General features: G+C 63.6%; 16 protein-coding genes and 1 tRNA gene. 4 read left to right on the top strand and 13 right to left on the bottom strand.

Annotated features, from left to right (window positions below; genetic code table 11):
- Positions 1 to 78: 78 nt before the first annotated feature.
- Positions 79 to 834: a YciK family oxidoreductase gene (locus PG897_RS09245; protein WP_010633256.1), complete on the bottom strand. Its 756-nt coding sequence runs from the start codon at positions 832 to 834 to the stop codon at positions 79 to 81.
- Positions 835 to 1,067: 233 nt separating this feature from the next.
- Between PG897_RS09245 and sohB the strand changes: the two genes are divergently transcribed.
- Entirely contained in the window at positions 1,068 to 2,075 is a 1,008-nt protein-coding gene (sohB, locus tag PG897_RS09240) for a protease SohB (RefSeq protein ID WP_043171803.1), read from the top strand.
- A 73-nt stretch (positions 2,076 to 2,148) separates the two neighbouring features.
- On the opposite strand, the gene astB is transcribed toward sohB, so the two are convergent.
- Entirely contained in the window at positions 2,149 to 3,486 is a 1,338-nt protein-coding gene (gene astB / locus PG897_RS09235) for an N-succinylarginine dihydrolase (RefSeq protein ID WP_005303281.1), read from the bottom strand.
- Between the two features lie 361 nt (positions 3,487 to 3,847).
- Here astB and topA point away from each other — a divergent pair, with 361 nt between their 5' ends.
- The gene (topA, locus tag PG897_RS09230; RefSeq protein ID WP_042051062.1) at positions 3,848 to 6,469 is read left to right on the top strand and encodes a type I DNA topoisomerase; all 2,622 of its coding nucleotides are present in this window, start codon (positions 3,848 to 3,850) and stop codon (positions 6,467 to 6,469) included.
- Positions 6,470 to 6,583: 114 nt separating this feature from the next.
- Positions 6,584 to 6,751, top strand: a complete 168-nt coding sequence (locus PG897_RS09225) for a hypothetical protein (RefSeq protein WP_005303277.1) — start codon at positions 6,584 to 6,586, stop codon at positions 6,749 to 6,751.
- A 15-nt stretch (positions 6,752 to 6,766) separates the two neighbouring features.
- Here the strand turns inward: PG897_RS09225 and PG897_RS09220 are convergent, their stop codons facing one another.
- From PG897_RS09220 to PG897_RS09170, 11 genes are all read right to left on the bottom strand, one after another.
- A complete protein-coding gene (locus PG897_RS09220; RefSeq protein ID WP_005303274.1) occupies positions 6,767 to 7,123 on the bottom strand; it encodes an MGMT family protein in 357 nt (118 codons plus the stop codon).
- Between the two features lie 67 nt (positions 7,124 to 7,190).
- The gene (locus PG897_RS09215) at positions 7,191 to 8,744 is read right to left on the bottom strand and encodes a methyl-accepting chemotaxis protein (RefSeq protein WP_017781940.1); all 1,554 of its coding nucleotides are present in this window, start codon (positions 8,742 to 8,744) and stop codon (positions 7,191 to 7,193) included.
- A gap of 215 nt (positions 8,745 to 8,959) precedes the next feature.
- Positions 8,960 to 10,828 carry a beta-N-acetylhexosaminidase gene (locus tag PG897_RS09210; protein WP_201882648.1) on the bottom strand — a complete coding sequence of 623 codons (1,869 nt, stop codon included), beginning with the start codon at positions 10,826 to 10,828 and terminating at the stop codon, positions 8,960 to 8,962.
- 103 nt (positions 10,829 to 10,931) lie between these two features.
- Entirely contained in the window at positions 10,932 to 11,804 is an 873-nt protein-coding gene (locus PG897_RS09205) for a BadF/BadG/BcrA/BcrD ATPase family protein (RefSeq protein WP_195878937.1), read from the bottom strand.
- Entirely contained in the window at positions 11,797 to 13,530 is a 1,734-nt protein-coding gene (locus PG897_RS09200) for a glycoside hydrolase family 9 protein (protein ID WP_201882641.1), read from the bottom strand. The genes PG897_RS09205 and PG897_RS09200 overlap by 8 nt, the downstream gene beginning before the upstream one ends.
- Positions 13,531 to 13,644: 114 nt before the next feature.
- Complete coding sequence (locus PG897_RS09195) at positions 13,645 to 14,637, bottom strand: ABC transporter ATP-binding protein (RefSeq protein ID WP_201882639.1); 993 nt, start codon at positions 14,635 to 14,637, stop codon at positions 13,645 to 13,647.
- 11 nt (positions 14,638 to 14,648) lie between these two features.
- The gene (locus PG897_RS09190; RefSeq protein ID WP_201882637.1) at positions 14,649 to 15,671 is read right to left on the bottom strand and encodes an ABC transporter ATP-binding protein; all 1,023 of its coding nucleotides are present in this window, start codon (positions 15,669 to 15,671) and stop codon (positions 14,649 to 14,651) included.
- Positions 15,668 to 16,588 (bottom strand): ABC transporter permease, encoded by a 921-nt coding sequence (locus tag PG897_RS09185; protein WP_017778439.1) that lies wholly within the window; start codon positions 16,586 to 16,588, stop codon positions 15,668 to 15,670. Before PG897_RS09185 ends, PG897_RS09190 begins: the two co-directional genes overlap by 4 nt.
- 1 nt (position 16,589) lies before the next feature.
- On the bottom strand, positions 16,590 to 17,573 hold the full coding sequence (locus PG897_RS09180; protein WP_005303257.1) for an ABC transporter permease: 984 nt from the start codon (positions 17,571 to 17,573) through the stop codon (positions 16,590 to 16,592).
- 119 nt (positions 17,574 to 17,692) lie between these two features.
- Positions 17,693 to 19,378 (bottom strand): ABC transporter substrate-binding protein, encoded by a 1,686-nt coding sequence (locus PG897_RS09175; RefSeq protein ID WP_005303255.1) that lies wholly within the window; start codon positions 19,376 to 19,378, stop codon positions 17,693 to 17,695.
- Between the two features lie 410 nt (positions 19,379 to 19,788).
- Positions 19,789 to 23,226: a hybrid sensor histidine kinase/response regulator gene (locus tag PG897_RS09170; RefSeq protein ID WP_043171798.1), complete on the bottom strand. Its 3,438-nt coding sequence runs from the start codon at positions 23,224 to 23,226 to the stop codon at positions 19,789 to 19,791.
- A gap of 249 nt (positions 23,227 to 23,475) precedes the next feature.
- On the opposite strand from PG897_RS09170, the gene PG897_RS09165 reads away from it, so the two are divergent.
- Positions 23,476 to 23,548: transfer RNA gene (locus tag PG897_RS09165), tRNA-Gly, on the top strand.
- Positions 23,549 to 23,550 lie beyond the last annotated feature (2 nt).

Raw genomic sequence — 23,550 nt, 5'->3', positions numbered from 1 at the left:
CATATTCGCAACAGGGTGCCGACGGCACCCTATTGAATTTAACCCCATGCCGCGCAGGGTTGGGGTTATTTTGTTGATTTATTTGGGCTGGGCCACAAAGGTCTGGCCGGTTTTGCCCTTGCTGTCCACTCCCATCAGATAGAGATAGAGCGGCATCAGGTCGGCCGGAGTCTTGAGGGTCTGCGGATCTTCGGCCGGGAAGGCGCTGGCCCGCATCTTGGTGCGGGTGCCGCCCGGGTTGAGGGTGTTGACCCGCACCGAGGTGTTCTCCAGCTCGTCCGCCAGCACCTCCATCATGCCTTCGATGGCGAACTTGGAGATGGCATAGGTGCCCCAGTAGGCGCGGCCCTTGCGACCCACGCTGGAGGAGGTGTAGACGATGGAGGCATCGCCGTGCTCCTTGGCGGTCTGGCGGATGAGCGGCAGCAGCGCCTGGGTCAGCAGGAATTCGGATTTGACGTTGACCTGCATCACCTCGTCCCACTCCTGCTCCTGGATGTGTTCGAACGGTGACAGGGTGCCGAGCAGGCCGGCGTTGAACAGCACGCCGTCGAGGCGGCCGAACTGCTGGGCGAAGGTCTCGGCCATGCCGCGATAGTGGGCGGCGGTCGCCCCCTTCAGATCCACCGGCACGATGGCGGGCAGCGGGTGGCCGGCCGCCTCGATCTGGTCGTAGACCGCCTCCAGCTTGGCGCTGGTGCGTCCGAGCAGGATCACGGTGGCGCCGTGGGCCGCATAGGTGAGTGCCGCTTCGCGGCCGATGCCGTCACCGGCACCCGTGACCAGAATGACCTTGTCCTTGAGCAGATCCTGGGGGGCCTGATAATCGAACATGACAACTCCTGTTAACAATTCGTGGCTGATGCGCCCGGCAATAGAGGGGCAAGTGTACTGATCCCGCACGGCGTTTGACCAGTATGAGATGGCAAAAATGTGAATAAATCAGAGGGGTTGTGATTGTCGATTGGCATTTCTGACGGGTTGACGCAGAGTTTTTGCGCGCACCGGGCAAACTCCCTAGAATGTGAAAAAATCGTCCCCCCGGGGGCACACCAGTGGAGCATCAAGTGGCATTTTTGACCGAATATGGCCTGTTCCTGGCCAAGACCATTACCCTACTGCTCGCCATCGGCGCCGTCATCCTGATGGTGGTAAGCAGCCGTCAGCCCAAATCCCGCAAGGGGGAGCTGGTGGTCACCGATCTATCCAGCGAGCTGGAGCAGGGGCGTCACCAGTTGCAGGCTGCATTGGCCGGCAAGGCGGAGCGCAAGCAGCTGGAGAAGGCGCGCAAGGCCGAGCAGAAGGCGCGAGCCAAGAGCGAAGATGCCCGCAGCCGGCTGTTCGTCATCGATTTTCACGGCAGCATGGATGCCAGGGAGGTGGCCTCCCTGCGCGAAGAGGTGAGCGCCGTGATAGGCGTAGCCCAGCCGGGGGACGAAGTGCTGCTGCGGCTCGAATCCGGCGGCGGCGTGGTGCACGGCTACGGTCTGGCAGCCTCCCAGCTGCAGCGGCTGCGGGATCGTGACATCAAGCTGACCGTGGCCATCGACAAGGTGGCGGCGAGCGGCGGCTACATGATGGCCTGCGTGGCTGATCAGATCCTGGCGGCGCCGTTCGCCATCGTCGGCTCCATCGGGGTGATCGCCCAGCTGCCGAACTTCAACAAGCTGCTGAAAAAGCACGACATCGAGTTCGAGATGCACACCGCCGGCCAGTACAAGCGCACCATCACCATGTTCGGCGAGAACGACGACCTGGGGCGCGAGAAGTTTCGTGAGGAGCTGGGCGCCATTCACGAGCGCTTCAAGGCATTCGTGGCCGAGCACAGACCCAGCCTCGACATCGACAAGGTCACCACAGGCGAGCACTGGCTGGCGAGCCAGGCCAAGCAGCTCGGGCTGGTGGACAGCCTCTGCACCAGCGATGACTATCTGCTGGCCCAGGCCAGCCAGCACAAGGTGGTCGGCATTCGCTACAGCAAGCCGAAAAGCCTGACCCAGAAGCTCGGCCAGCAGGCTGCCGTGGCGCTGGAATCCGGTCTGGGTCGCCTGTGGCAGCAGGGCCCCTGGCGCTGAGGTACAGTTCAAGGACGGAAAAAAGAGAGCCGGGCACTTGCCCGGCTCTCTTTTTTTATAGGGTTGGAGCGCTTTAGCGCTGGAACGGGTAGACGGAACCCAGTTTCAGGATCTGGGTCAGCTCGTCCAGCGCGGTGCGGGACTCCATCACCAGCGCCGGGTCGCGCAGGTCGTCCAGTGCCAGGCTGTCGCGGTAGTGTTTCTCCACCCAGGCGTCCAGGCGGGCAAACTGGCCGTCGTTGATGAGGCAGGCCGGGTTGACCGCGGCGAGTTCGGTGTCGTTCATGGCGACCCGCAGCCGCAGACAGGCGGGGCCGCCGCCGTTCTTCATGCTCTGCTTCACGTCCATGTAGTGCACCCCCTTGATCGGGGTCCCCAGGGTCACCAGCTTGGCCAGATAGGCTGACACCGCCGGGTTGTCGCGGCACTCGGTGGGGGCGATGATGGCCATCTCGCCAGACGGCAGGGTCAGGATCTGGGTGTTGAACAGATAGGACTTCACCGCATCCTGCACCGACACCTCGGCAGTGGGCACCTCGATAAAGTGCAGCTCGCCGTCACCGAACTTGGTGCGCACCTCGGCCAGTGCCGAGGCGGTGTTGAGAAACGCCTGCTGGTGGAAGAAGAGCACGTTCTGGTTGCCCACCGCGATCACGTCGTTGTGGAACACCCCCTGATCGATCACGTCCGGGTTCTGCTGGATGAAGACCGCGCTCTCGTCTCCCAGGCCGTGCAGGCGGGCAATGGCCTGGCTCGCTTCCAGGGTCTGGCGGGCCGGGTAGCGTTTGGGGGCGGGCTGGGAGACGTCGAAGGCGCTGCGGCCATAGACGAACAGCTCGACCCCGGACTCGCCATAGGCGCGGCACAGCCGGGTGTGGTTGGCGGCCCCCTCGTCACCGAAGTGGTCGTTCTCCGGCAGGTGTTGATGGTGATAGAAGTGGCGGTCGTTGTTGAACACGGCGCGCAGGATTCGGCCGGTTACCTCGGGCTCGAGGGAGCGGTGAAACTTGTTGGTCAGGTTGGCAGGTGTGAAGTGGATGCGGCCATCCTGGGTATCGGCACTGGGGGAGACGGTGGCGGCGTTGGCGGTCCACATGCTGGAGGCCGAATAGCAGGCGGCCAGCACGGCGGGCGCCTGTTTGGCGGCCTGGGCCAAGACGCTTGCATCGTTGCCGGTGAAGCCGAGGCGACGCAGGGTGGCGAGATCCGGCCGTTCCTGCGGGGCCAGTACCCCCTGCACCATGCCGAGGTCGGTCAAGGCCTTCATCTTGCGCAGACCCTGCTTGGCGGCCTCCTTCGGATTGGACGCTTCCTTGGCATTGTTCTGGGAGGCGACGTTGCCATAGGACAAGCCGGCATAGTTGTGGGTCGGGCCGACCAGGCCGTCGAAGTTGACCTCGAAGTGCTTCATTGAGTACATCCTTTCGATTTTTATATGGGTAGCGGTTCCTTCCGCGCACAATGCTGCGGGATGCAGCCATTATAAGGAGATTTTGTCTTTTGTAACAAGCTGATAACGAAACTGGTTTGTTATGTTACAAGAGCGGTTGGTTATGTCGTTTCCAATATAAAAAGAGGGTGGATATAGCATAAAAATAAAAAAGCGGTTGCTTCCCGCGGCTCGGCTTCGCATTAATAAATAAAGAAGCAAGGTGGTTCGGGCTGCTGGGCAAATTTGCTCACAAGATTGCTTTTTCCCGTCAAATCTCTTATACAGCCCCACAAAACCGCACACCAACCCCGTCGGGTGCAATGAGGATAATAGTTACAGCATGGGCAAATCACTGGTCATAGTGGAGTCTCCGGCCAAGGCCAAGACCATCAACAAATATTTGGGCAAGGACTACGTGGTGAAATCCAGCGTTGGTCACGTGCGCGATCTGCCGACCAGCGGCAGCGCCAGCAACGAGCCCAAAAAACCTGTCATTCGCGGCATCAAGCTGAGCGAATCAGAAAAGGCTGCCAAGGAGCGCAATGCCCTGTTCTCACGGATGGGGATCAATCCGACCGCAGGCTGGCAGGCCAACTACCAGATTTTGCCCGGCAAGGAAAAAGTGGTCAGCGAGTTGCAGAGTCTGGCCGAGAAGGCCGACACCATCTATCTCGCAACCGACTTGGATAGAGAGGGGGAAGCGATCGCCTGGCACCTGCGCGAGATCATCGGCGGCGACGACAGCCGCTACAAGCGCGTGGTGTTCAACGAGATCACCAAGACCGCCATCCAGGAGGCGTTCGCCCAGCCGTCTGAGCTGAACATTCACCGCGTCAATGCCCAGCAGGCCCGTCGTTTCCTCGACCGGGTAGTGGGTTACATGGTCTCTCCGCTCTTGTGGAAGAAGCTGGCTCGCGGCCTCTCCGCCGGCCGGGTACAGTCTGTCGCGGTGCGCCTCATCGTCGACAAAGAGCGTGAAATCAAGGCGTTCGTGCCGGTGGAGTTCTGGGATCTCAACGCCGACCTGCTGACCGGTGATAACGCCGATCTGCGGATGGAGGTGGTCAGCCGCAATGGCGCCGACTTCAAGCCGGTGACCCAGGCCGAGACCTTCGCCGCCGTGGCCGCCCTGGAAGGGGTTGACTACAAGGTGGTGAACCGGGAAGACAAGCCGACCGGTTCCAAACCGTCCGCTCCCTTCATCACCTCCACCCTGCAGCAGGCGGCCTCCACCCGGCTGAGCTTCGGGGTCAAGAAGACCATGATGATGGCCCAGCGCCTCTATGAAGCGGGTTACATCACCTATATGCGTACCGACTCCACCAACCTCAGCAAAGAGGCGGTCGAGGCGGTGCGGGAATACATCGGCGAGCAGTATGGCGCGGCCTACCTGCCGGCCGAACCGAACCTGTACGGTGCCAAGGCCAATGCCCAAGAGGCCCACGAGGCGATCCGCCCCTCCAGCGTGCTGGTGACGGCCGAGATGCTGGAAGGGATGGAGCTGGACGCCATGCGGCTCTATGACCTCATCTGGCGTCAGTTTGTCGCCTGCCAGATGACCCCGGCCCAGTACGACTCCTCCACCCTGACCGTCAAGGCGGGCGAGTTCGAGCTCAAGGCGCGCGGTCGCACCCTGCGCTTCGCCGGTTGGACCAAGGCGCTGCCGCCCATGGGTCGCAAGGGCGAAGACAGCCAGCTGCCGGCGGTGACCGTCGGTGAGGTGCTCAAACTGGTCAAACTGGATCCGCGCCAGCACTTCACCAAGCCGCCCGCACGCTTCACCGAAGCGGCGCTGGTGCGCGAGCTGGAAAAGCGCGGCATCGGCCGCCCGTCCACCTACGCCTCCATCATCTCCACCATCGTCGACCGTGGTTATGTGCGGGTCGAGAGCCGCCGTTTCTTCGCCGAGAAGATGGGTGAGATCGTCACCGACCGGCTGGTGGAGAACTTCGTCGAGCTGATGAACTACGAGTTCACCGCCAAGATGGAAGACAAGCTCGACGGCATCGCCGAGGGGAGCCTGGAGTGGAAGAAGGTGCTGGATGCCTTCTACGCCGAGTTCACCCAGGAGCTGGAAAAAGCGGATCTGCCGGTGGAAGAGGGGGGCATGCGTGCCAACCAGATGGTGCTGACCGACATCGACTGCCCGGATTGCGGCCGCAAGATGGGCATTCGCACCGCCACCACCGGGGTCTTCCTCGGCTGCTCCGGTTACGCCTTGCCGCCCAAAGAGCGCTGCAAGAAGACCATCAACCTGGTCTCCGCCGACGAGTTCGTCTCCGCCACTGACGGTGACGAGGCCGAGACCGAGGCGCTGCGCGCCAAGCACCGCTGCGGCGTGTGCGGCACCGCCATGGATGCCTACATCATCGACGACAGCCGCAAGCTGCACGTCTGCGGCCGCAATCCGGATTGCGACGGCTACGAAATTGAAAAAGGCCAGTTCAAGCTCAAGGGCTACGAAGGACCGAGCATCGAATGTGACCGCTGTGGATCCGAGATGCAGCTCAAGAACGGTCGTTTCGGCAAGTACATGGGTTGCACCAACGACACCTGCAAGAACACCCGCAAGATCCTGAAAAACGGTGATATCGCGCCGCCGAAGGAAGACCCGGTGCCGCTGCCGGAGTTGAAATGCACCCAGTCCGACGCCCACTTCGTGCTGCGTGACGGGGCCGCCGGCCTGTTCCTGGCTGCCAGCAACTTCCCGAAATCCCGCGAGACTCGTGCACCGCTGGTGGAAGAGCTCAAGCGCTTCAAGGAGCGCCTGTCGCCCAAGCACCAGTACCTGGCCGATGCCCCGGCGTCAGATCCTGACGGTAACGCCTCCATCGTGCGCTTCAGTCGCAAGACCAAGGAGCAGTACGTGATGACCGAGGTCAACGGCAAGGCGACCGGCTGGACGGCGCACTACGACAACGGCAAGTGGCAGGAGAGCCTGGCCAAGTCGAAGAAGGCGTGATTGCGCAGCGCGCACACTCTGATGAAAGAGGCCCCTTGCAGGGGCCTTTTTGTTTTCAGATGGCGGTATACTGAAACCGCTGCAAGGATGGCAGCGCTGGACACGGAGGTTGTGATGGAGATTAACGAGATCCGGCCGGGAATGACCTGTCTGACCCGGGAAGGAACCGCCTATGTGCTGGAAGTGGACAAGCAGAGTCTGCTGGTGCTGCTGCAACGGGAGTACGAAACGATCCCGGTGCAGGTGCGCAGCGACGAGATCCTGGCCCCCATCACCCGGTGAGGCGGGCCGCCATCGTCAAAAGGGCAGGAGAAACAGCAGCTCGGCGAGGTCGGGCTGCCACTGCCACTCCTTCATCCTGACCCGTCCGCCAATCACGGGCACCCCCTCTTCCTGCAGCAATCCCGCCTGTCTGTCAAAGCCTGCCGACCCCTTGGGCAGTGATATGGTGCCCGCCGCGCCCAGCACCCTGTGCCAGGGCAGCACCTTGTCGGTCTCCCTCAGCACCTTGCCCACCAGCCTGGCCCGGCCGGGCAGCCCAGCAAGATCCGCCACCTGGCCATAGCTCACCACGCGACCGGCCGGGATCAGGGCCAGGATCGCCTCGATGCGGGCCACCTTATTCAGCGGGGCTGGGGTCGATTCCGTTCTCATGAAGTTGACTCGTCAAAAACAACAGAAGCGCCATTGTGGCGCTTCTGTCGGGTGACTGGCAAATGTGTCAGCCGAAGGTCTGGCTGAGCCCCTTGAGCTGCCTGGCCCGCTCCAGCAGCTCCTGACTGGAGTCGTCGACCTCCTGCATCTTCTGGCTGTTGGCGTGGGAGTACTCGGAGATCTGGTGGATGCTGCGGCTGATATCCTCCACCACCGTCTGCTGCTGCTCGGCGGCGGCGGCGATCTGGGTGGAGAACTCGGTCACCAGCTCGATCTCCTGCAGCACGGTATGCAGGCTGCTGGAGCCCTGACGGGTCATCTCGGCGCACTCGCGGGTCTGCTGCAGGTTCTCCTGCATCATCCCCTTCCAGCGGCCCAGGGTGTGCTGGATCTGCTGGATGCTGCCCTGGATCTGCTCGGTCGCCTTGTGGGTGCGGGTCGACAGGGTGCGCACCTCGTCGGCCACCACCGCAAAGCCGCGCCCCTGTTCGCCAGCCCGGGCCGCCTCGATGGCGGCGTTCAGCGCCAGCAGGTTGGTCTGGTCGGCGATGCCCTGGATCTCTCCCATCACGCTGCCGATCCGCTCCGACTCGCTGGCCAGCTCCACCGCCGAGTTGAAGGCGAGCTCCGCCTGTCTGGCGAGCTGCTCGATGCGCTGCTCGGTCTGGGCCAGCTGCTTGTCCGTGTGCTGGCAGCGGCTGCGGGCCTCGCTCACCTGGCCGTTGGAGTCCTGGATGTTGCGGGCAATCTCGTGGGCCGTGCTGGCCATCTGGGTCATGGCGGCGGCCATCTGCTGGGTCTGGGCATCCTGCTCGTTGATGTCGAGACAGGCCTGATGGGAGGCCTGTTTCAGGTTGCTGGCCAGGGCCTGCAGCGGATTGGTCGCATCGTTGACCCGGCCCAGCACGGTGCGGATGCGGGCCTGCAGCATCTTGATGTGAAAATCGGCGATGGCGCCGGGGCCGTCACCTGAGTAGACCAGCCGGGTCAGGCTGTCATATTCGCGGCCCAGCTGCTGCAGATAGAGCGGCAGGGCGAAGAGCTCGTGCCAGTAGGCGCCGCCGATGAGCAGCAGGGGCAGCAGCATCAGCAGGGCGGTCATGGCCCCCTGGCTGGCGAAGACCCAGCCCATCAGGCCGAGCAGCAGCAGGGCGATGGCCGGTGCGCGCACCCGGGCGAGGGAGGGGAGGCGGCTGCCGGTGCCGCGCTCGGCCTTGAGCAGGGCCTGGTAGGCCTGGCCGGCGATGCGCTTGAGCTGGGGATCCGGCTTGCAGCGCACCGACTGGTAGCCGCTGATCCGGTTGCCCTCGTAGATGGGGGTCACATAGGCATCGACCCAGTAGTAGCGGCCATCCTTGCAGCGGTTCTTCACCATGCCACGCCAGGGCTTGCCCTCCTTGAGGCGGGCCCAGAGATCGGCGAAGGCCGCCTTGGGCATGTCTGGGTGGCGCACCAGGTTGTGGTTGTGGCCGACCAGCTCGTCGACCGAGTAGCCGGCGATGCGGCAGAAGGCGGGGTTGGCGTAGGTGATCACCCCGCGCAGATCCGTGGTGGAGACCAGTTGTTCGTCGGCAGGAAACTCCACTTCGCTGTCCAGGGTATGGACGTCTCTGCGGGCCATAGGAATACGCTCCGATGTTCTTGTTGATAACTTTGTCGTTGTTATTGTGGCAGATCTGGAGATGGCCGCAGGCTCGCGCCAGCAGGCGGCAGACCGGCTTCATAGGGGGCTGAATTTTGCCAACAATGGCGGATGAATGGTAGGGGCAAGTTGATGTTTTGTTGGTTAATCGTAAAAAAAGGCGGCCATCAGGCCGCCAAGGAAAAAAGATAACACTACCTCTGCGGTACCCGGTAACGCACCTGGAGCTGGTCGAGGATCTGCAGCTGGCCCGGCAGACGGGCGGCGAAGTGCTCCCACCCCTTGCGGGCGGGGGCGCTCCAGGCCACCTCGGCGGTCGCCAGCATGCGCGGGAACAACATATAGTCGAGACGATCGCGAGAGGTGATCAGTTCCGACCATAAGGGGCTCAGCACCCCCAGGATGTTATCGTTGGCATGGAAATCGGCTGGGGCCGGGTCGCACGCGTAGACCTGCGCCAGATTGAGGGTGCCCGCCCAGTAGAGGCCGGGTTCATGGATGTCCTGACTCCAGGCAAGGTCCAGATAGAGGTGCTGGGCCGGCGCCATCACTACCGGATAACCCGCAGCGGCCGCCTCGAGCCCGGCCTGGAAGCTGGTCCAGGCGAAGATGGTGGCGTCCCGGCTCACCTTGTCGCCGTGCAAAATCTCCTCCCAGCCCAGCATCCGCTTGCCCTTGCCGGCCAAGTACTGCTGGCAGTGGCGCAGCAGGTGGCCCTGCAGCTCGCGACAATCCTGATAGCCCTGCTGCTTCATCAGTTGCTGGCAGGCGGGGCTGTCGGTCCAGACCCCGCTGGGCACCTCGTCTCCCCCCATGTGCACCAGCGGCCCCGGGAACAGCTCGCACACCTCGTCCATCACGGCTTCCAGGAATTGATAGGTGCCGGGCAGGGCCGGGTTGAGCACGTTGTCGTCAAAATATTGCACCGACAGGTAGCGGGAGCGGTCGGCCTCCTCCACCAGCAGCTCGGGCAGCGCCTTGATGGCGGCGTGGCAGTGACCCGGGATGTCAATTTCCGGAATGATAGTGATGCCGAGCCCGCTGGCATAGACCACCAGTTCGCGCACCTCGCTCTGGGTGTAGTAACCGCCATAGGGCTCCGGGCCGCCGCTCAGCTGGGGCCCGACGGCCAGGCCGTGGCCGCGCCAGGCGGCCAGCTCGGTCAGCTGGGGGAAGGCCTTGATCTCGAGGCGCCACCCCTCGTCATCGGTCAGGTGCCAGTGGAAGCGATTGAACTTGTAGAGGCTCATCAGCTTGAGCAGGCGCTTGAGGGTGGCGAGGGAGTGAAAGTGGCGGGCACAGTCGAGAAAGATGCCGCGAAAGCCAAAGCGCGGCGCGTCGCTGAGCTCGATGCAGGGCAGGCTCTCGCCGTGCTGCAGATACCACTGGGCCAGGCTGACGAGGCCATGGCGCCAACCTGCCTCGCCGCCGGCGGCAATCACTATCTCCTCCGGGGTGATGGTGAGCCGGTAGGCCTCCTGGCCCAGACCGCTTTCAACCAGCCGGATCTCGGCGTCGTGATCCTGCGCCAGCGCGAGCCCGGTCAGTTCGTTGAAGTGGGCCAGCAGCGGGCCGAGCAGGGGGCTCGGGCCGCTGACGTGGGCGCGCTCCGCCAGCCGGAAGTTGCCCTCCAGCAGCAGCAAGCGATCCGGCTGGGGCACTATGCCGGCGAGGGGCTCCACCTCGGGCAGATCCGGCGCCGCAGTGGCGGATTGTGGCAGGCCCAGCTCCTCGCCGGTCAGCTCCACCGGCATCAGCTGGGGGCCGCTGCTGGCCCGGGGAAGGCTCAGGAAGAAGCCGCGCGGCATGTCGGAGAGGCGCTTGATGGGGGTGCTGCGACAGCAGAAGCGCAGCTCGCTGGCCCCCGTTTGCGGGATCAAGACCTTGTAGCTGCCGCTCTGGCGCTCCAGCTCCCCTCCCTCTACCGAGCCGGGGTCGATGTGACGGGCCAGGCAGAAGTGGAGCTTCCAGGGGGCATCTGGCAGCTGGCTCAGGCTGAAACGAAACCAGACGTCGTCACCATCGCGTCGGTCGACCTGGGTGTGGATCAGGGGTGCGGACATGAAAACTCCTTCGGTTGCACGAGCAGGGGGCCGGCCGCCCTGGTGAAGGTGGCTGGCGATGGTTGAGGGGAGGGTGTGCCGGTGCTGGCCCGGTACGCCCGGTTCAGGAGTGCAGGCATGGCAGCGTCTCCGTCTTGGCAAACAGGATGGCCCCCTCCAGCGCGTCGGCGCCGGGGCTGACCAGCGGCAGGTGCGCCAGACGGGGGGCGAGGCGCATGCCGATGCCGCCGAGCAGGGCAATCCGGTCGGCGCCCAGCTGGCGCATCCCCTCCAGCAGGGTGGCCAGCTGCTGGCAGGTCTCCTCCAGCAGCTGGCAGGCGAGCTCGTCGCCGTCGCTGGCGGCATCGAACACCCAGGGGGCGAAGCGGCCGTAGTCGGCGGGGATGGCGCGGGCGGCCCAGCGTACCACCTCGGCCTGATCCCGCTTGAAGTGATCGAGCAAGCGGATGGCCAAGGTGCTGGGGGGCAGGATGCCGTCGTGGCAGAGCAGGGATTGCTGGATGGCGCGCAGCCCCAGCCAGGCGCCACTGCCCAGATCCGAGATGGGAAAGCCGCGGCCGGAGCAGGTGTGCAGCTGGCCGTGGCGATAGATGAGCCCGGCCGAGCCGGTGCCGGCGATGAGGATGGCCCCCTCCTCGCCGCCAAAGGCGCCCAGGCAGGCACCGAAGGCGTCGGAGGTGAGTCGCACGCTCGCAAAGGGGAAGGGCATGGTCAGCATGGCGTGATAGCAGTCGGCCAGCTCGGCGGAGGCGAGCGCCAGCCCGACCCCCATCCGTTGCTGGGCATCCTCAGCCAGTCCGGCCTCGAGACGGGCCTGCTCGATGGCGGCCAGCACGTTGCCGTGGGCGATCTCGATGCCAAGCTCCAGGTTGGAGCCGGCAGCGCGCCCCTCGCCGAGCAGCTTGCCGGCCCGATCCCGAATGCGGGCACGGGTGTGGGTGCCGCCGCCATCCACCCCGACCCAGTACTCAATCATGACGGCCTCCCTGATCATTTGGAGCACTCAGGGCATTTTGCCAGCTGATGGCCAGGGCAAACCAGGCGGCGTGCGGGATCCACTGCTCCCCCCAGCGCCAGTTCTGATCCAGCCGCTCCTTGTAGGCCTCGGGGATAAAGGCCACCTCGTTTTCGTCATCAAACCCTGAGGTGATGCCGTTGCAGATCCCCCCCAGCGCATTGGGATAACCGGCGGTGTAGGCGGGGTTGTTACTGCCATGGCCCGCCAGCATGCAGGCGTTGAAGGGGTTTTTCCCCAGGATCCAGTCGAGCTGGTGCTGGCCGAAGGTGCACAGCAAGCGGCTCTGGTGGGGCAGCTGGGCCGCGGCGGCAAACGCCATGGCCGCCAGCGACGCCAGCCGTGCGTTCTCCCCCTGCCACCAGTAACCCGATTCGTTGTGATGGGGCATAAAGAAGCTGACGCGGGGTGCCTCGCCAACCCCTTTCACATACTGGCGGGCGAGGGCAAACGGGTTGCCGGGGCGGGCGCAGAGCGCCAGCTCGGCGGCCAGCGCCTGTTCGATCACCCGCTGCACCGCGCTCTTGCGCTCCCAATCCGGCTCGATCTCCACGTATTCCAGCAGGGTCAGCACCGGCAGGCCCGCCTCGGCGGCGTGGTAGTAGGGGCGCGAGCCATCCTCGTTGGCTGACCAGTAGTGACCGAGCTCAGGGTGAGGGCGCTGGCGGGCGCAGAGCTTGCCGGCCCGATCCCGCGCCTCGTCAAGCCACTCTGGGCCCAGGGTGTGGGTCAGCTCGACCGCCGCCAGCAGGGCGCAGTAGTCGTCGATGATGTTCTCGACCCCGTCGTCCAGATAGGCGAGGTTGTGCTCGCGCAGGTGCAGGTAGCCGCGTCTGGCCGCCTCGGCATAGTGGCCGGTGTCGAAGTCACCGCCGACGCGCTCGCGAGCGGCGCGGGCCAGGGCGGCGATGGCCATGCCGCCCCCTTGCCGAAAACCCGCCTGCCAGCTGGTGGACTTGAGCCCCTGCTGGGTGGCGTAGGCGCACAGCTCGCGCTGCTCGGGATCCTTGCTCCACTTGTCGAACAGGGTCATGTAGAAGAAGCCCGACTCATCCTGCATCCGGCAGAGAAAATCGGCGCCGTGCAGCGCCTCGTCATTGAGCCGCTTGCAGAGGTTCACCCCGTCGATGTCGCGGCGCGGAGCCAAGAGCTCCCGGCATTTGAGCAGGGCCCAGACCACCATGGGGGTCTGCTGGGGGTTGAGGTAGTTGGCGTAGGAGAGGTGGCTCAGGTATTTGCTCATGTCGCCGCTGGCATCGAACCAGCCGCCGTGCACATCTTTGTGCTGGTCGGTGCCAAACAGACGGGCGCTGCGGTCGGCCCGATCGAAGGCGCCGCTGGCGCGCTGTCCCTTGAAGTAGTGGATGACGTCGGAGAGGCAGCGGCTCGCCAGCAGATCGGGGCCGATGGCAAAGCGGGTAGAGCGGACAATGCCTTGGGCGGTGATCGCCTCCAGCCGATAGTGGCCTGGCTCTTGGAATGCCGAGAAGTCGGCGCGCCAGTAAGCACGGCCCTGCCAGCCGGGGACGCTGCCGGCCGCTTGCAGCGGGGTTTCAAACAGGATCTGGCCATCACCCTGGCGTTGCAGCCTGACATAGCCGCCGAGATCATGGGCGGGGGTGGCTTGCAGCAGGGCGATCTTCTCCCCGTCACACGGGTAACCCACCTGATTGATCAAGAGTTCCATCGAGGTATTACTCCTGTGGTTCACCGACAGACGGTGAGGCACATCACGGGGCTATGGCCGCCCCGTATCGAGGCATGGCCGGACAGTGCTGTCCGGCCGGTTCAAGGCTCACCCTCACTCGTAGAGGTAGCAGCGCACGAAGTGGTTGTCGGCGAGCTTGCTGACGGGGGGCAGGGTCTCCTTGCAGCGGGGCATCACCTGATTGCAGCGCCCGGCGAAGGGGCAACCGCAGGATTCCGGCGTCCAGAGCGGGATCTCCCCCTTGCGGCCCCCCTCCAGCTCGGCGTGGATGCTCTTCTCGGGGTCGGGTACCGCCGAGATGAGCAGCTGGGTGTAAGGGTGCTGGGGGTGGTGCAGGATCTCGTCCACCTCGCCCCACTCCACCATGTGCCCGACGTACATTACCGCCAGATCCTCGGCCACGTAGCGGGCGGTGGCGATGTCGTGGGTGATGTAGAGCATGGAGACGCCGAGTTCGTCCTTCATCTGCTCCATCAGGTTGAGGATGCCGATGCGAATGGAGACGTCGAGCATGGAGGTGGGCTCGTCCGCCAGCACCACTTCCGCCTCCACCGCTAGGTTGCGGGCGATGTTGACCCGCTGGCGCTGGCCGCCGGAGAGCTGGTGCGGGTACTTGGCCGCGGTCGCCTTGGCGGGAGTGAGCCCCACCTTCTCCAGCAGGCCATAGACCATGTCGGGCAGATCACGCTTGTAGATCACCTTGCTGTGCAGCAGCAGGGGGCGGGCGATGTGGTGGTAGATGGTGTGGGTCGGGTTCAGCGAACCGAACGGATCTTGCCACACCATCTGCACGCTCTGACGGTAGTCGAGCAGGGCGGTGCCCTTGTTGAACTCCTCCAGATCGCGGCCGCGATAGAGGATGCGGCCGCCGGAGAGCTTGTACATCTTGGCAATGATCTTGGCGATGGTGCTCTTGCCGGAGCCGGACTCCCCTACCACCGCCAGGGCGCGGCCCCGGTGCAGGTTGAAGGTGATGTCCGAGAGGGCCCGCATTTTGCCGCTCTTGATGGCGTTGGAGTTGACGGGGAAGTCCTTGTAGAGGTGCTGGACTTCGATGATGGGGGCGTCGGTTTGGGCGATTTGCATGACAGACATCCTTAACAGCCAGCGGCCTTGTCCAGATAGATCAGGGGATCTTGTTGCTCATCCTGCGCCTCATAGAGGTGGCAGGCGGTTTGTTGGCCGGGGCGGATCTCGGCGAGCTTGGTGTATTGCTGACGGCAGCGCTCGTGCACCCGGTTGCAGCGGGCCTGAAAGCGGCAGCCCACCGGCACCTCCAGCAAGTTGAGCGGGGTTCCCGGGATCCCCTCCAGCACCTTCTTCGGCCCGTGCAGAGGCGGGAAGGAGTTGCCGAGCCCCCTGGTATAGGGGTGCAGCGGCGCGGTCAGGATCGCCTTGGACGGGGCCACTTCAACCAGTTCACCGGCGTACATGATGCCGATGCGATCGCAGAACTCGACCATCAGCGAGAGGTCGTGGGTGATGAAGAGGATGGAGAAGTTGAACTTCTCTTTGAGCGCATAGACCTTCTGCAGGATCTCCCGCTGTACCACCACATCGAGCGCCGTGGTCGGCTCGTCCATGATGAGCAGCTCGGGATTGAGCGCCATGGCGATGGCGATCACCAGCCGCTGGCGCATGCCGCCGGAGAACTGGTGCGGGTAATCCTTGAGCCGGCTCGGGTGGATGTCGACGATGGCGAGCAGCTCCTGGGCGCGCTTGATCGCCTCATAGCGGGTCAGCCCCGGGTTGTGGGCCAGCAGCACGTCGCAGAACTGCTCCTCCATGCGCAGCACGGGGTTGAGCGCATTCATGGCGGACTGGAACACCACCGACACCTGCTGCCAGCGGTAGCTGCGCAGCCGCTCATCGCCGTAGTGGAGGATGTTCTCCCCCTTGAACAGGATCTCGCCGCCGCTGATGTAGGCGGGCGGCTTGTGCAGCCGCGCCACCGAGAAGGCGACGGTGGACTTGCCGCAGCCCGACTCGCCGGCCAGGCCGAACACTTCACCGGGGGCGATGTCGAAGCTGACCGAGTTGACGGCGCGCACGTCGCCGTTCTCGGTGATGTAGTCGACGCAGAGGTTGCGTACCGACAGCAGGGGTTGTTGCGATCTCATGCTGTCTTCTCCTGTACGGCCGGTACCGGCGTGGTGACGGGGGCGGCGAGTTTCTTCCAGCGATTGAGCCCCTTGTGGGAGCGCAGCTGCGGGTTGGCGATTTCGTCGATGGCAAAGTTGAGCAGGGCCAGGCCGGCACCGAGCGTTGCGATGGCGAAGCAGGGGGCCAGGATCTCCCACCAGGCGCCGACCAGGATGGCGCTGGAGGTCTGGGCGTTGTAGAGCATGATGCCCCAGCTCACGACTGTGGGGTCGCCGAGGCCCAGGAACTCCAGGGTCGCCTCGGTGACGATGGCGTAGATGATGGAGCCGATGAAGCTCACACCGATGATGGAGATGAGGTTCGGCAATATCTCCACCAGGATGATGCGCCAGGCCGGCTCACCCAGCACCTCGGCGGCGATGACGAACTCTTTCTCGCGCAGGGCCAGGGTCTGGGCGCGGATGACCCGCGCGCCATAGGCCCAGGAGGTAAAGCCTATGATGAGGGCGATCACCGCCGGTGACGCCTCCCCGATAAAGCTGGCCAGCACCAGCAATAGAGGGAGGTTGGGGATCACCAGCACCACGTTCATCAGGAAGGTGAGGCACTCGTCCACCAGGCCGCCGAAATAGCCGGCGGTGATGCCGATGGCGACGGCGAGGGCGCACACCAGCAGGCCCGCGCTGAAGCCCACCATCAGGGAGATGCGGGCGCCGTTGGTGAACTGGGCCCAGATGTCGTGGCCCATGCGGGTGGTGCCCATCACGAACTCGGTGCTGGGGGGCTGGTGGGGGCGGGCCACCCGCTTGGTCGGTTCGTTGCCTGCCAGAATGGGGGCGAACAGGGCCATCAGCACGAAGCTGACCACGATGAAGAGGCCGCAGGCGGCCTTCTTGTTGCCCAGCAGGATTTTCAGAATAGTCGGCATGCGCATCTTATTTGCCTCCGGTACGCAGACGGGGATCCAGGAAGACGTAGAGCACGTCGGCCAGGAAGTTGAAGCTGAGCATGGTGATGGTCATGATGAGCAGCTGCCCCTGAATGAGCGGGTAGTCGCGGGCCAGAATGCCCTGATAGAGGGTCAGGCCCAGGCCGGGATAGTTGAAGATCACCTCGGTGATGAGGGATCCACCGATGACGAAACCGAGCGCCATGGAGAGGGCGGTGACACTCGGCAGGATGGCGTTGCGGGCGCCGTAGTTGAAGATCACCCGGTTGCTGGAGAGCCCCTTGGCCTTGGCCATGGTGATGTAGTCCTCGCCGAGCAGGTTGATCATGTTGTTGCGCATGGTGATGAGAAAGCCCCCCACCTGCACCATGGCCAGGGTGCCCACCGGCATGATGGCGTGGGTCAGGATGCTCTTGATGTGCTCCCAGCCCCAGTCGGGGGTGATCTCCGGGCTGTAGGCGTAGCCGATGGGCAGCCACTCCAGGCTCACCCCGAACAGGAAGAGCGCCAGCAGCGAGATGACCACAGGCGGAATGGCCTGCATCACCAGGGTGAGCGGGGAGAGGATGCTGTCGAGGCGACCGCCCCGGTGCCAGGCGGCGAAGATGCCGACGATGGAACCGATGGAGAAGCTCAGGATGGTGGAGGTGCCCACCAGAAACAGGGTCCAGCCGATGGCGCGGCCGAGTACGTCGGCGACCGGTTGGGGGTAGTAGCGCACCGAGGTGCCGAGATCCCAGGTGAAGACGCTCTTCACATAGGTGAGAAACTGGGTGCCGATGGGGCCGTCCACGAAACCGAAGGTGGCCTTGAGGGCCTCCAGCGCGGCGGGTTCCATCATGGCGCCGGCCCGGGCAAACATGACGGAGACGGGGTCTCCCGGCATGGCTCTGGGCAGCAGGAAGTTGATGGTGGCGGCCACCAGAAAGGCGACCAGATAGAAGGAAAAGCGTCTCAGTATGAATCCCATGATGATACCTTTTACTGCTGGTCCGCCCCGCGCCGGGCATAGTTACCCCAACCCCGGCAGAGCCGGGAGATAAGGGGAATGGGCGGGGAAGAGGGCCCCCCGCAGGGGGCCGGGATTGATTAGCTGTTCGGCTTGAGTGACAACACGTGCAGCAGACGCTCCGGGGTGTCCGGGTGAACCTGCGGCTTGGCGACCGGATTGTCGGCACTGAACCAGCCGTGGAAACGCTTGGTGCTGTATTCGTACCAGGTCGGGTTGTTGAACACCGGGATGATGGTCTGGTTGGCACCGACCCTGTCCTGGATCTCGAACATGATCTCCTTCTGCTTGGCGGCATCGGCGGTCTGGGTGAAGTCGTCGATCAGCTTGTCCAGCGCCGGATCCTTGTAGCGGGGCGCCGCAAAGCGGTTGCCGCGCTCACCCATGTTGCGGGAGTGGAAGGCGGTCTCGAAGTACTTGTGCGGGTTGGCACCGGCAAAGTAACCCTGCAGGGCGACGTCGAAGTCACCGGTGATCAGGTTTTCGGTCCAGACGGTGGCTTCCGGGGTGGCGGTCTTGGCGTTCAGGCCCAGTGCCTGCAGCCCTTCCACGCCGATCTGGGCGGTGTTGACCCAGTCGGTCCAGCCGTTCGGTACCAGCACCTTGAACTCGATCTTCTGGCAGGTGGGGGTGTCGAGGAACTTGTCGCCGTCACAATCCTTGTAGCCGGCCTGTTTCAGCAGGGCCTTGGCGCCTTCCAGATCGAACTTGTTGTACTTGCCGTACTTCTTGTCCACTTCCGGGTTGTTCCAGGAGTCGAACGCCTTGCCGAGCCCTGACGGGTACTCGTTGACGGTCGGGTAGCCGTAGCCCGCGATGTCCACCATGGACTGGCGGTCCATCGCCATGGAGAAGGCGCGGCGGAAGTTGACGTCGTTGAAGGCTTCGTGGTTGCCCGGTTTCTTGGCCTGGAAGTTGACGTTGAACGCCACCGTGCCGGAGGCCGGGAACCAGTATTTGTTGTTCTTGGGATCGTTGCCGACGTAGAGGCGCTCGATGTCCGGTACGAAGGAGCCGAACCAGTCCACGTCACCCTTCATCACCGCGGCCAATACCTGGTCGTTGGTGGCCATCTGCGGCATGCGCAGGCAGTCGATGGAGAGGTTGGCGTTGTCCCAGTAGTGCGGGTTGCGGCACTGGGTGTAGAGCTGGGCGGAGAAGTTGTCCACTTCGGTGAAGGGACCGGTGCCGACCGGCTTGTCGTTGGTGAAGGCGACCGGGTCTTTCACCGATTTCCACTGATGCTCCGGTACGATGGGCACCAGCACCAGGTCGTTCACCACGTTGGTGTTGACGTCGGTCAGGTCGAACTTGATCTTGTTGGGAGCCAGCTTCTCGACGCTCTTGATCTGGGTCCAGATTGAGCGCTCGTCCAGCGCCTTGTTGGCCTTGACCAGGTTGAAGGAGAAGAGGACGTCATCGGCGGTAAAGGGCTGACCGTCCGACCACTTCACCCCGTCACGCAGATCGAAGGTGACGGACTTGAGGTCCTTGCTGAACTCGAAGTGGGTGGCCAGACGATAGACGGGCTTGCCGCCCTGCATATCGTTGAAGATCACCAGGGGTTCATAGATGAAGTGACGGGTGGTGTGCAGCAGGCCCGCCTGCAGGAAGGGGTTGAAGTTCTTGACCCACGCGGTTTCCTGTTGTGCGACCAGGGTCAGCACCGTCTTGTTGTCCGCCGCCATGGCGTTGCCGGCAGCGCCGGCAAGCATCATGGTGCCCAGCATTACAGCAGTAGAGATTTTGGATACTTTGGCAAGCATATTATTTCCTTTCTTATTTATATTCCTTGTTTGGATTTGAGCACCGACTTCGCATGCTGGGGAGGTCGGCCCTCAATGTTGGTCAGGTTTTTCACCCTTGTAGTTGTGTCATCCAACGTCCCTAGCAAAGCAGAGTTAACAGGAAAACAACAACTGTTCAGATCGTCGATATCGTAAAAATCGGCGCCATCACGTCAATTTCGTCAAAATGGCTTTTAACTCGATTTAAATCATGAGGTTATGTTAATTGCTCTGACGTAATAAGTCCCCGTCAATCTGCCCCTCATGACAATTGTGTGAATTGGATCGGCTCTCGTTTTGACGTGGTGAGCGGGCTTAATTTTGCACAAAAAAAAACCGCCCCGCCAAGTGTGAGCCAGGGCCCAGATTGGAGATGGGGAGGGGATGCGCTAGCTCTTGCGGGTGGCGAGCTGGCGCAGGGTCTGGGCGCTGTGGTGCAGCTGCTGGCGCTGGGCCTCGTTGAGCGGGCCGTGGCTGAGCACGTATTCGGCGGTGGCGACCACCGTCTTCCAGCGCGGCGCCTTGGGCAGGGTGTCCAGGCTCAGGTACTTGTCGAGGGTGCGGGTCTGCGGGCTGGAGCGGTCCATGTAGACCCGCCACAGCTTGCTCTTCTCCGCCAGCATTATCTTGCCCTTGCCGGTGCTCTGCTGCCAGGCATCCAGGGTGAGCCGCATGGTGTCCACCAGGGCGCGGCGCAATGGCTCGTCATCCTGCTGGCGGATGAGATCGTCGGCGAGCGAGCGGAACTCTCCCCCTAGCCGGCTCAGCTCGCCCAGCAGCTGGCCATCCTCGATGATGGCCTGGCGCGACAGGCTCTTGAGGGCATTCTCCAGCGCCATCACCCGGTTTTCGTCGGGCCGCGACTCTGTGCTGAGGGCCAGTGCATAGGCGGCCTGGCCCCCCAGACTGATGGGCAGGGCGCGGGCGTTGAGCTCGTCTCTCTGGCCCGCCACCAGAAACGCCAGCGACTGCTCCTGGCCGGCCTGCAGCCCGGGCCACTGGCTGGCCAGCGGACTGGCCAGCCAGTCGTCCAGCGGCTGCCCCTCCATGGCTTCCGGCTCCTGGCCCAGCAGGCGAGCCAGCACCCGCGAGGCGAACAGCACCGTGCCCTGATCATCGATGAACACCATGGGGTCGGCCCCCTCGCCTAGCAGGGCCAGCAGCCGCTGCTGATCCTGATGCAGCTGCTCCTGCAGCACCAGCCGGTGCTCTATCTCCTGCTTGAGCAAGCGGTTCTCCACCAGAGAGGCGCGTCCGGCGCTCGCCTCCAGCAGGGCCTTGACCCGGGCGAACAGCTCCTCCTTGCAGAAGGGTTTCACCAGATAGTCGTTGGCGCCGGCGTTGAAACCCTCCTCGATATCCTTGGGCTGGTTGAGGGCGGTGAGCAGCAGCACCGGCAGCTTCTCCTTGGGATGCTGCTCCCGCAGCCGGCGGCAGACGTCAAAGCCGGAGAGGGTGGGCATCATCACGTCCAGCAGGATGAGGTCGACCGGCTCCTGGGCCAGCTTGGCCAGCGCGTCGTGGCCGTCGCTGCTGGGCAGGATGCGATAACCGCAGGGCTGCAGCAGGTGGCGCAGTATGTGCAAATTGATGGGCTCGTCGTCCACCACCAGGATGAGGGGTGCATCCTCGGGCGGCGGGGGGAGGTCATCGCTCTCCCACTCCGGCAGGGCGAGCGGCTGCTGGCGCACCAGCTGATGCTCGATCTGGCGGCTGTCGAGGGTCAGACTGCCCGCCTTGCCGCTGGCGAGCGGCAGGGTGAAGGCGAAGGTGGAGCCGACGCTCGGCTCGCTCTCCACGAACAGCTCGCCCCCCATCAGGTGCACCAGCTGGCGGGTGATGGAGAGGCCGAGGCCGGCCCCCTGCTTGCTCACCTCAGGGCTCATCTGCACCAGCGGCTCGAAGATGTGCTCCAGGTGATCCCTGGCGATGCCGATGCCGGTGTCGGTCACCCGGATGTGCAGGAAGTTGCCCTCCACCAGGGCGCTCAGCACCACCTTGCCCTGCGGCGTGTACTTGATGGCGTTGCCCACCAGGTTGTAGAGCACCTGTTCGAGCCGCTGCTCGTCCGCCAGCACATGCGGCAGCTCGGCCGGGGTTTTGTCCACCAGGGTGAGGGGTTTGGCCTGCACCAGGTGCTGGCAGAGATCCAGCACCAGCCGGATGACCCCCTTGGAGGAGACAGGCTGGGGGTGGATCTCCAGCTGGCCGTAGCGCATCTGGTGGTAGTCGAGGAGATCGTCCACCAGCCGCGCCAGGCCGTCGGCACTCTTGATGATGAGCCCCAGCTGTTTCTGCTGCCCTTCGGTCAAGTCCTGCTGGCTGGCGAGCATGGACTCGGCCATCCCCTTGATGCCGTGGATGGGGGTGCGCAGCTCGTGGGAGGTGTTGGCCAGCAGCTCATCCTTGAGCTTGTCCGCCTGCTGCAGGCTGAGGTTCTGCTTGTGGGTCAGCTTGACCTGCTGCTGCAGCTCCTGGGTCTGGCGCTCGATGAGCTCGATCTTGTCCTTCACCGAGCGCTGCATGTGGCGAAACGCCTGGGCGAGCCGGTCGATGTCGTCATCGGTGCGGGCGATGGCGATGGGGTGATCCAGGGCGCCATCGGCCACTTGTTCGGCGGCGGCGGTGAGGGAGCGCAGCGGCGCCGTGATGGAGTGGGAGAGCCAGCGGGAGAAGAGGATCAGCAGCAACAATGAGCCGGCCCCCAACAGGATCACCAGGGTCTCCAGCTGGCGGATGGGGCGATAGGCCTCGCTGGTGGAGATCTCGGCGATGAAGGCCCACTCGGTGTCGAACACTTTCACCTGGGTGTAGGCCGCCAGCACCTCGTCCTCGTGGTAGGAGCGAAACAGCCCGACCCCCTGCTCGCCGGAGAGCGCCTTGACCACCAGCGGCGTCTGCAGTGGCCGGAAGTTGGGGCTGAAGCTGTTCTCCACGCTGAATTCGGGAGCCAGCCAGGCGTTGGCGCGCATCCGCTTGTCCGGGCCGATGAGAATGGTCTCACCGGTTGCACCGAGCCCCTCCCGCTCCGCCATGATCTGGTTGAGCTTGTCCGGCAGCAGCTCGAAGATCACCACGCCGCGCACATAGTCGTACTGCATCACGGGGGCGGCCATGTAGGCGACCACCTGGCCGGTCAGCTCGTTGCGGCCAAAATCGGTGAACTCGAAGATCTGTTGCGGCTTCTGGCCTCCGTCGAGGCGCCGCTTGATCTTGGCGAAGGTCTGGCCCAGACCACTCGATTGGTAGGGGCCGGAGAGCAGGTTGGTGGCGAAGTTGGCGCGCTTGGTGACCGAATAGACCACGTCGCCGTTGAGATCGATCAGGAAGATGTCGCTGTAGTTGGACTTGCGCACCATGTCGGCGTAGCCGCGGTGAAAGCGCTGATGCACCCGGCCATACATCTCGTCCGCCAGGATCAGGGCACTGATGGAGGGTTCTATGTCGGGGGTGTTGTCGGGCTTTTGCAGCTGATCCCAGGAGCCCGGCACATAGCGGGCCTGGGCGCGGGCGCGGGCTTCTTGCGGCGTGGTGCCGAGTTTCTCGAAGGCGCCGGTGAAGCCGTAGAAGCGACCGATACTGTTGCCGGCAAAATCCTGCTGGGAAAAGTTGATGATCTGCTGTTTTAGGTTGCCGAAGTAATCTTCCAGCTGGCTTTTCTTGATGTTGCGAACGGAAACCAGATGGTTGGAGGTCTGGGTGGTGAGATCCTTGCCGTGGCTATAGAGGAAAAACAGGGTGACAACCAGGAAGGGCACCATGGCCAGCATAAAAAATGCCAGCATCAGCTGCGGCCTGAGTCCACGAGGCTTGAAGATCCATTTCATCGGGAGATTTTCAATTGAGAATCCGGTTACTAACCGCCGCAAGTCTCTGATTAAAGGCTAATCATTTCAATGACTTTATCTTGAATTCGCCTGCTGGGTCACAGCCTGGCGCGTTTTTTTTGGGCAAGCCGTCTAAACCCTGAGCAAACAGCACGAGAAAGGGCTGAAAGTGAGAAAAAAGGGTTGTGCCTCTGCTCGGGGTACGTATAATGCGCCTCGTTGTCAGGCAACTGGCACACAAGCAGTAATGCGGGAATAGCTCAGTTGGTAGAGCACGACCTTGCCAAGGTCGGGGTCGCGAGTTCGAGTCTCGTTTCCCGCTCC

The organism is Aeromonas sp. QDB20 (genome assembly GCF_027707805.1).
GTDB lineage: Bacteria > Pseudomonadota > Gammaproteobacteria > Enterobacterales > Aeromonadaceae > Aeromonas > Aeromonas dhakensis.
Note: the sequence above shows the minus strand (reverse complement) of the source record. Positions and strands in the feature narration are given on the sequence as shown.

What these genes read in the sequence shown, in the direction of transcription:
- PG897_RS09170 (WP_043171798.1), bottom strand. Translation starts at nt 23,226, where the DNA reads ATGAAATGGATCTTCAAGCCTCGTGGACTCAGGCCGCAGCTGATGCTG.
- PG897_RS09210 (WP_201882648.1), bottom strand. Translation starts at nt 10,828, where the DNA reads ATGTCCGCACCCCTGATCCACACCCAGGTCGACCGACGCGATGGTGAC.
- astB (WP_005303281.1), bottom strand. Translation starts at nt 3,486, where the DNA reads ATGAAGCACTTCGAGGTCAACTTCGACGGCCTGGTCGGCCCGACCCAC.
- PG897_RS09215 (WP_017781940.1), bottom strand. Translation starts at nt 8,744, where the DNA reads ATGGCCCGCAGAGACGTCCATACCCTGGACAGCGAAGTGGAGTTTCCT.
- PG897_RS09185 (WP_017778439.1), bottom strand. Translation starts at nt 16,588, where the DNA reads ATGCGCATGCCGACTATTCTGAAAATCCTGCTGGGCAACAAGAAGGCC.
- PG897_RS09220 (WP_005303274.1), bottom strand. Translation starts at nt 7,123, where the DNA reads ATGAGAACGGAATCGACCCCAGCCCCGCTGAATAAGGTGGCCCGCATC.
- PG897_RS09200 (WP_201882641.1), bottom strand. Translation starts at nt 13,530, where the DNA reads ATGGAACTCTTGATCAATCAGGTGGGTTACCCGTGTGACGGGGAGAAG.
- PG897_RS09205 (WP_195878937.1), bottom strand. Translation starts at nt 11,804, where the DNA reads ATGATTGAGTACTGGGTCGGGGTGGATGGCGGCGGCACCCACACCCGT.
- PG897_RS09225 (WP_005303277.1), top strand. Translation starts at nt 6,584, where the DNA reads ATGGAGATTAACGAGATCCGGCCGGGAATGACCTGTCTGACCCGGGAA.
- PG897_RS09175 (WP_005303255.1), bottom strand. Translation starts at nt 19,378, where the DNA reads ATGCTTGCCAAAGTATCCAAAATCTCTACTGCTGTAATGCTGGGCACC.
- PG897_RS09195 (WP_201882639.1), bottom strand. Translation starts at nt 14,637, where the DNA reads ATGCAAATCGCCCAAACCGACGCCCCCATCATCGAAGTCCAGCACCTC.
- PG897_RS09245 (WP_010633256.1), bottom strand. Translation starts at nt 834, where the DNA reads ATGTTCGATTATCAGGCCCCCCAGGATCTGCTCAAGGACAAGGTCATT.
- PG897_RS09180 (WP_005303257.1), bottom strand. Translation starts at nt 17,573, where the DNA reads ATGGGATTCATACTGAGACGCTTTTCCTTCTATCTGGTCGCCTTTCTG.
- PG897_RS09190 (WP_201882637.1), bottom strand. Translation starts at nt 15,671, where the DNA reads ATGAGATCGCAACAACCCCTGCTGTCGGTACGCAACCTCTGCGTCGAC.
- topA (WP_042051062.1), top strand. Translation starts at nt 3,848, where the DNA reads ATGGGCAAATCACTGGTCATAGTGGAGTCTCCGGCCAAGGCCAAGACC.